At 40.0% G+C, this 8,388-nt stretch carries 3 protein-coding genes and 1 pseudogene; 3 read left to right on the forward strand and 1 reads right to left on the reverse strand.

Annotation, left to right across the window (positions count from 1 at the left end; translation table 11 throughout):
* The first annotated feature begins 38 nt into the window (after positions 1-38).
* Positions 39-2,483, forward strand: a complete 2,445-nt coding sequence (locus ACFOU2_RS24170; RefSeq protein ID WP_377918887.1) for an S-layer homology domain-containing protein — start codon at positions 39-41, stop codon at positions 2,481-2,483.
* A 137-nt stretch (positions 2,484-2,620) separates the two neighbouring features.
* Here the strand turns inward: ACFOU2_RS24170 and ACFOU2_RS24175 are convergent, their stop codons facing one another.
* Complete coding sequence (locus ACFOU2_RS24175) at positions 2,621-3,622, reverse strand: C40 family peptidase (RefSeq protein ID WP_377918888.1); 1,002 nt, start codon at positions 3,620-3,622, stop codon at positions 2,621-2,623.
* Between the two features lie 510 nt (positions 3,623-4,132).
* On the opposite strand from ACFOU2_RS24175, the gene ACFOU2_RS24180 reads away from it, so the two are divergent.
* The gene (locus ACFOU2_RS24180) at positions 4,133-7,429 is read left to right on the forward strand and encodes an S-layer homology domain-containing protein (protein WP_377918889.1); all 3,297 of its coding nucleotides are present in this window, start codon (positions 4,133-4,135) and stop codon (positions 7,427-7,429) included.
* Between the two features lie 179 nt (positions 7,430-7,608).
* Positions 7,609-7,896 (forward strand): annotated as a pseudogene (locus tag ACFOU2_RS24185) (JAB domain-containing protein); the annotation flags it as partial.
* Between the last annotated feature and the right edge of the window lie 492 nt (positions 7,897-8,388).

The raw sequence follows: 8,388 nt of genomic DNA on the forward strand, positions 1-8,388 counted from the left end.
AAAACTTGTGATAATATGGAACAAAGAGGAGGGACAAAATGAAAAAACTACTTGCATCTATTGGACTAGCTTGTGCCTTTTTGTTTCTAGCTGATCCATCAATCGGATCGGCCCATGTTATCGATGAAACGAAAGCGAAAAGTGCCCAATTCGATTATGAAGATTATTATCAGCTGGTGGCTTCTTATAAAAGCCCGACAGGCCTTACGATTAAAAGCTACAGCCCGAAATGGACTACGGTCAGCCAGTTAAAGGCGGTAGAAGCTGAATTGCTCAAAAATAAGCATGGAGATGAAATCAAGCTTCTCGGGCAAATTGTCATTTTTCCTGATTTTCCGGCCGGTAAAGGCGTGCTGGGGCAATACTTTGCGGAGTATGAGCACTCATCCCGCAGTGTAGAACTGCTTTCAAACCGTACGATTCACCTTTACGGCGGCAATCAATTTTCAACGATTGAGTCCATAGCGACGACCCTGTCCCACGAATACGGACATCACTTCACGTTTTACCATCTGTTCAAAGATGAATCCCTGTTACCGGAGAAATGGATGGAATCTGACTATGCACATGCAAGGGACCTGTCCCGGTATCCGGAAGCCAACACAGGGGACGGGGCATACGAGTGGATGATGTCGGAAATTTTAGCGGAGGATTATGTTCAGCTATTCGGGTCAGAGACCGCACTAAAGCATCATATGCAATTTAACGCGCAGCTGCATACGGCCTTTGAAGATGAAGATCTGCAAACGTATTGGATGGAAAAGCTCCATTCAAGCGACTATCAAAAACAACATCCGCTTGGCTTGTATTTAGTGGATGAAAAACGCAGTTCACTCGGACGGTATTATCAAGACTTGAAGTTTTACTCCCCTAACCTGAACAACCAAACAACGTATCTACTGGGACAAGACTTGCAAGGTCAATACTTTCCTATTTTAATAGATCAATTGAACAATCAAACCAATCTATCTAAATGGTATGAAGCAAGCAAGATGGACAGTCAAACAAAACCTTTATTTGACGGCTTTTCCCTTCCTGAAGTCGCCTTCCAGGCCGTTCAGCATAGCGATCAAGGATTCAACCGCGGCTCGAAAAAACTTCGCCTTTCATACGACCGTATCGAAGAAGCGAAAACAAGTTATGAAGACATTTATAAGCAGGAACAGCCATCGATCGCCGAAACAAAAGCGATGCTTTACGAAACAGCCATAAAATACAACATCCCGCCGGAAATTTTAAAAGCGATGGCATATGTAGAAACAGGCATGAAGCAGTTCGATGAAAACGGACAGCCGATCATATCTTCTGATGGCGGTGTCGGAATCCTGCAAGTGAAGATGTCAGAAGCCGACATGGCGGCTAAAAATGTAGATAAGGAAAGGCTGAAATACGACATCCGTTACAATATGGAAACGGGCGCCGCCCTTTTAAAAGAAAAGTGGAATGAGAGCGCAAAGAGCACTCCGAAAATCAATGATCACGATCCTCAAAAACTTGAACACTGGTATTTTGCCGTCATGGCATATGATGGGTTAACAAAGGCAAACGACCCGAATGCGGCGGAAAAGGGGAAAACGTATCAAGATCAAGTATTTGAAGCCATCCGTCAGTTCAGCCATGTACCGCTTCAAGCCTTTCCCCAGTTCCAAGTCAACTATCATGATGACGGAACGATGGAGTTTGAAACACTTGCGTACAATTGGCCTGGACTTGATACAAAAACGACACAGATGCATCAAAGCGGAGAGTATGTCTATACAATGGGCCAAGGTGGCTTATATAATCGTGTGGATGGAACTACCGTAAAAGGGCTGCTTCCTTACACACCATTACAAATTACCGGAGGACCACTTGAAAAAGACGGGACGTCAACGCATGAGGTGATGTATAAAGTAAAAGGAAACGGGATGGAAGGATATGTATCCTCTGTCAATCTCCAAAGCGGGAATGTGAAAGTATTCCCTGACCTTTCAAATGACAATGAAACAGCCGCCGCCATTGCGTATTTGCAAATAAGGGGAGTCATTTCGGGGTATCAGGATGGCCTATTCCGTCCGAACCAGCCGCTGCTGAGACAGCATGCTGCGAAAATGCTCGTAAAAGAACTTGGCTTAACATTGCCACAGGGGTATCAAGTGAAAGCGACAGATATCAAGCCGGGAGATTTATATTATAAGGAAATGGCCATTTTAGAGGCAAATGGCTTGATGGGAAAAGGCGGAGCTTTCCGTCCGAAAGAGCCGTTGACAAGATCGCAAATGGCGTCGGTTTTAGTCAGAGCATATGATAAATGGTACAAGCCAACGGAAAAGGCGTTTGATTTTCAAGATGTTCCGACATCGCATTGGAACTATGAAGATATTAACCGGCTGGCGAATAATGAGATTACGATTGTAAAAGATTTCTTCCGTCCGGACCAAAACGTCACAAGATCGCAGTTTGCCCTGTTTCTAAAACGTTCTGTTTTACATAAAACCACATAAATAATGGGACATGGATAAAAAGCCATCCATGCCCCATTATGAAGATCTTTTTGCTTATTCAAGATGTAAGTCAGAAAACTCAAAAACCTATAAACAAAAAAGAGGAAAATCACTTCAAGGATTCTCCTCTTTTTTGTTTATTTTTCTAGTCCGCGATATAGGAATGCGGCAAATTGAGAACGGTTCACGTCATCTTCCGGTTTGAAGGTTTGATCGGCATAACCTGTTGTAATGCCTGAAGCGGATAATTTTTCGATATAGTCATGTGCCCAATGATCAGAGCTGACATCTTTAAAGTCTGTTGCTGCTGAAGAAGAATTTAGTTCAAACGCACGAACTAATACAGCGGATAATTGCGCACGTGTTAAGACTTCATTTGGACGGAAGTTTCCGTTTTGGTCCCCTTGCATGACACCTGCACTGCGCAATGCATTGATGGCACCAACGGCCCAGTGGCCGGAAGGGACGTCTTTATAGTTTTGCGTACGATTATTCATATTCAGTTTTAATGATTTCGCCAATAAAGCTGCCACGTCAGCACGTGTAATTTCTTCATGAGGTTTAAAGTAGCTTCCTTCATATCCTAATGCAATATGGTCCTGGGCGAGGTTTTTGATTTCATCGTAAGCCCAATAAGAGGATCCGATATCGCGGAATTGTCCTTCGCCCATTGTATAGGAAAGGATGCGTTTTGCGCCTATGTACTTTGGTCCCCAATAATAAGGATCGCTTAAATTGGAAATCGTAATCCCTTTGGAGGAGGAAGCATGAATGAACTGCCCGTTTCCTATGTAAATGCCCGCATGCGATGCCGGTTTGCCCGTCGTATTAAAGAAAACAAGATCACCAACGCGCAAGCTGCTTTTTGACACGCTGCTTCCAAGCTTGTACATTTCTCCGGCAGTACGGGGAAGGGAAACGCCGATTTCCCCAAACACTCGCTGGATGTAGCCGGAGCAGTCAAAACCGCTTGCTGTCGTTCCGCCGTATTTATATGGAACTCCGATATACTTCTTGGCAGCCGGCATGATCTTTTCATAGTTTACTAACTCTTCATTCGATTGTGCAGAAACTTGAGCGTTTGCAGAAAAAAGAATACAAAAACTTGAAACTATTCCGAATATTGTACGTTTAATCATATGTACACCTCAAACCAAAATGATGTATTTACCCGTTTTATGTCGATTTCATGTCGTTTCTTACTGAAATTAGTCTAACATGAAAATCAGAATATTTATTTTACAGTTATGTAACAAAAGTAAAGGAATATTAAAACGGGAATCTACATATATTGTTCCTGTTGATTGTGTATTGGATTTCTTAAGTCATATGCGTTAAGGACTAAAAATCTACAAACTTTTGTAAAAAACATGTAAAAAATGTTGAAAAACGAAGCAAATAATGTAAAATAAAAGGTAAGGTTTTCTAGTCAATGATTCATTTGGAAAAATTATAGGAACTAAGATAGACACATAATGTTCACATATTTTCCATTATTGAAAAATATTGACATTAAACCTACGACTATCTATACTATTATTTGTAATTGTTAGTCGACTAGTGTTAAGAGATATAAAGATACATAGATAAAAAGACTCTTAATGTTAGTTTGCAATATTTTTGAACTTACCAAGGGAGGAAATAACTCAATGGCTTACCAACCAAAATCTTATCGTAAATTTGTAGCTGGTACTGTAACAGCTGCTGTAGTGGCAAGCGCTGTAGCACCAGCAGCAAGTGCAGCATCTTTCTCAGATGTTCCTGCAAGCAGTGTACATGCAGAAGCAATCAATGCTTTAACTGAACAAGGAATCATCAAAGGTTTCGCTGACGGCACATTCGGCCCTGGCAAATCTGTATCTCGCGGTCAAGTTGCGAAAATCTTCGCTCGTATCCTTGATGGTGAAGGTAAAGTGGAACAAGCATTCTCAGACGTTCCAGCAAACTTTGCTGACCAAGAATTAGTAAAAGCTGCATCTGAAGTAAAAGCAGCTGGCGTTATGACTGGTTCTAACGGCAACTTAATGCCTGCATCTGACTTAACTCGTCAACAAATGGCGAAAGTTCTAGTAGAAGCTTTCGATCTTGAAGCGAAAGATGAAACTGCAGAATTAAAGGACTTAGATAAAGCTTATCCTGAGTTCCGTGACTATATCAAAATCTTAGCTCAAAACGGTGTAACTCAAGTTGCTGACGGTAACTTCCGCCCAACTGAAAAAGTTTCTCGCGCTCAATTTGCTACATTCGTTTACCGTGCGATGAACGTTAACGCTGGTGAACTTGCAATTACAGGCGTAACTGCACTTGATGATTCAAACAAATTCTTAGAAATCACATTCAATAAAGCAGTTTCTGGTCTTGAAACTTCTGATATCACAATTCAAGATGCTGATACTTTATCTAAGTATGGTGTAAAAGAAGTAAAATTATCTTCTAACGGTAAAGTAGCAACAGTTGAATTATATTCAGTAGAAGATGAAGGGGTACTTGAGTATCTTCAAGACTATAAAGTGACAGTAAAAGTTGATGGTAAAACTTTAGAAGCTACTTTCAACCGCCCTGCATATGTGAAAAATCGAGTTTCTGATATCGACCCTAAAAACAAAGACTTTACAGTGGGTGGCGTAACAGTTAATGTAGCTGACGCTGAAGGACTCAATTTTGATTATGCCGAGGCATTAGGTCGTGAAGTTCGCGTATGGTATAACGAAGATCGTGAACTTGTAAAATACGTATTCGAAGACGAAACTGTTATTGAAGATGCTATCGAAGTAACGGAAACTCGTGCTGGTAACGAAGACGGCGAAATTGAAGTTAAGAGCACAGGTAAAAAGTATAGCCTAGCAGAAGACTTTGATTTCTACTTAAATGATCAAAAAGTAGCTATTGGTGCTGATGGCGCTGAATATGACTATGCTAAAGTATTATTCGATAAAAACGGAGACGTTGAACGTATCGTTGCTTACAACTGGGATGACTTCATTGTAGTTGATAAAGTTGATGGAGACGTAGTAGTCGCTGCTGACGACGACGAACTTGATTTAGAAGACTTTGTTGTTTTCAAAGGTGGTAAAACTGTTAAAACTGCTGACCTTAAACCAGGCGATGTAATCTTCTTTGACGATAGTTCAAATGATGGAGACGGAGTAGCAGAAGTATTCAACTCTACAGTAACTGGAGAGATTGAGACAGTATACGCAAACGATCTTCGAATCGATGGTAAAGACTATACTTACACAGATGTAACTTACAATGGTAAGCAGACTCAATACCTTGATGGTGACGAATTTAAAAATTTAACTGATGACGATGCAGAAGAATTCCAAGCTGGTGGAGAAGTCACTCTATTCTTAGATCGCAATGGCGATGTAGTTTACATTACTGGTAAACAAGAAGCTGTTAATTCTAATACTCTAGGCTTCCACTCAACTGAAGCAGCAGAATACTATTTCAATGGAAATCTTGCTGATAGAGGTACTGTTGAACTAGATGGTTTAAACTCAAAAGGTGAAGAAAAAATTTACAGCTTCCGCATTGATTCCTTAGATCAGATTACAGATGCTGCGGGCAATGTATATGAAACTGGCGAAAACTTCCCTGGAACTAATGTTGAAATTGATAAGTTTGCATTAGTTGGTGATGGAACTGATGTTGCTGGTAACACAGGAAAAGGTGGCAATGCAACAGGAGTAGTTATTGCATTGGCTGACAATGGAGAAGCCATTTTACCAGCTGGCACTACAGATTCAAATTGGGATAATGCAGCTGCTGAAATTATTGATTTATCTACAGTTGGAGCAGACAATGCATTCTTCGAAGTTAAAACAAATGATTCTAATCAAGTGAAAGAACTTGAATTCTTTAATTCAAATACTACTTTAAACTCTGGCAACTTACTGAAATTAGACGATAAATATGTAAATGGCTATAAATTATTGTCTGATACAGTTGTATTTGATGGTTCAGAAGGCTGGGATAGCACTAAACCAGCAGGTTCAAGATATGTTCCAGATGCAGAAGACATTACAGTGACAACTTGGGGAGAATTAAAAGACAAAGGTTTTGAAATCTCCAGTGCTACTTACTACTACAACGATGAAAACGAAGTAGAATATCTAGTAATCGAAAACTCTGATGCAGAAGAGACTACTGATTACAATGCTGTTCTTACAAAAGTTTTACGTAATACTGATAGCGAAATCACTGAAATCGGTGCTTTTGTTAACGGCGTAGAGAAAACGTATAAAGTAGATAAAGTGAAAAATGGTGCTCTTGCTAAAGGTCAAACAGTTGAATTAACTATCAATGATGATAGTGAACTTGTTAAGGATATTACAGCTCCAACAACTAGAACTGGTGTAGTTGCAACTAATGGAGTTGATGTTCAAAATAGAACAATCACAATTACTGGTCCTCAAGCAGGTACTTATACATTTGCAAATGATGGAGATGTATACGACGCAACTGATGTAGATGCAGTTGAAGTAGACAACTTAAGAGATATTAAGGCGGGCGACACAGTAACAATCTCTTTTGCTCCTAATAGTACTAGATTCGCTGATACTGTCACAATTACATCTAATGCAGCAGCTCCAACTCCTAATGTTGCTCCAACTGCAGAAGTTGATGCTGTAGCTGCTAATGATAACGATGACTTAACATTAACATTCAGCGAACCATTATATATCGGTAGCTCGGCAATTGCTAATGGTACAAACGTTGCAAACCTATTTGAAGGAACTGGTGTAAGTATTGCTAATGCAACATACAATACTGTTTCTGGTAAAGGTGTGGTAACATTCACATTTGCAACAGCTGGTGGTACAACTGCAACTGCTGAAGTTGGAGACTCATTCAAAGCTAAAGCTGACATTATTAAGGACGCAGATGGCGCTGCTTATGTAGCTGAAACAGTTGTATTCAACGGTACAACATGGTCTAAATAATATATGTCGAAAGACACGATGAAAAGCCTCTTGGAGAGCAATCTCTGAGAGGCTTTTTCTTTTTGCTTCAAAACCGTATCTACGAGAAAAATAAGTATATATTATGATATTGAATAAGATTCTATCAGCCTCAATTCCATCAAGGGATTGGGGCTATTTTCATTTTAGGAGGGAAATTGATGAACCGCTATGAAGTGAAGAAAGCAAAGCAAATGGAACTGCTAGAAGGAGGAGTGAAAATGAAGAATCAATCAGCTAAGCGAGTGAACATCGTTAGTCTCAAAATGGTGAAGGAATCAAGTCTGCTCTACAAGGGTCGTCAAATTAAGTCACCAGATGATGCAAACAAGTTGTTCAGGCAGTTTTTGGCGGAAGCTGACAGAGAATACTTTGTCGTCATTTGCTTGGATACGAAAAATCAACCGACTGCCATCAACATTTGCCACATGGGAAGTCTGAATTCTAGCTGGATTAGCGATGTAAAAACTGATTCAAAAATTAGAACAAATAGTCAAAATAAAGAGAGGGTAGCAATTTCATAAGGATTGTTACCCTCTTTTTTATGATTTAAATAAACTGAAAAATCAAATAATGTGATAGGACAAAAAGGGGGGATAAGGAGGAAGAAACCTAATTTTTTAACCTATCAAGGAACGATGTTTTTGTTAATGTTGGAAAAGAGTTTTGTTTTGAGTTAAGGTTCTTGTCTTATTCCTTTTCTCTACCATTTCCTTAAGCACTTTAATGACATGTTTTATCTTCTTTTTAGATAACTTTTGGCAAGCATGTAGAAAAGTGGCGAATCGTTGGTTATTTATCTGTTATTTTATCGGTTCGAGAATAGTAGGGATGAAGGGTGTATATAGATCGATTTAGAAAATTCGACCTGACCAAAGAACGGCCATGCCAAATTTTCTAGACCTAAGCGGCTGGCACCCCCCTTGCGGGGTTGGCGCCAA

It is taken from the genome of Bacillus songklensis, assembly GCF_042649685.1.
Classification (GTDB): domain Bacteria; phylum Bacillota; class Bacilli; order Bacillales; family Bacillaceae_H; genus Bacillus_BA; species Bacillus_BA songklensis.

Coding starts and splice junctions, on each gene's coding strand:
- ACFOU2_RS24170 (WP_377918887.1), top strand. CDS start 39: ATGAAAAAACTACTTGCATCTATTGGACTAGCTTGTGCCTTTTTGTTT.
- ACFOU2_RS24175 (WP_377918888.1), bottom strand. CDS start 3,622: ATGATTAAACGTACAATATTCGGAATAGTTTCAAGTTTTTGTATTCTT.
- ACFOU2_RS24180 (WP_377918889.1), top strand. CDS start 4,133: ATGGCTTACCAACCAAAATCTTATCGTAAATTTGTAGCTGGTACTGTA.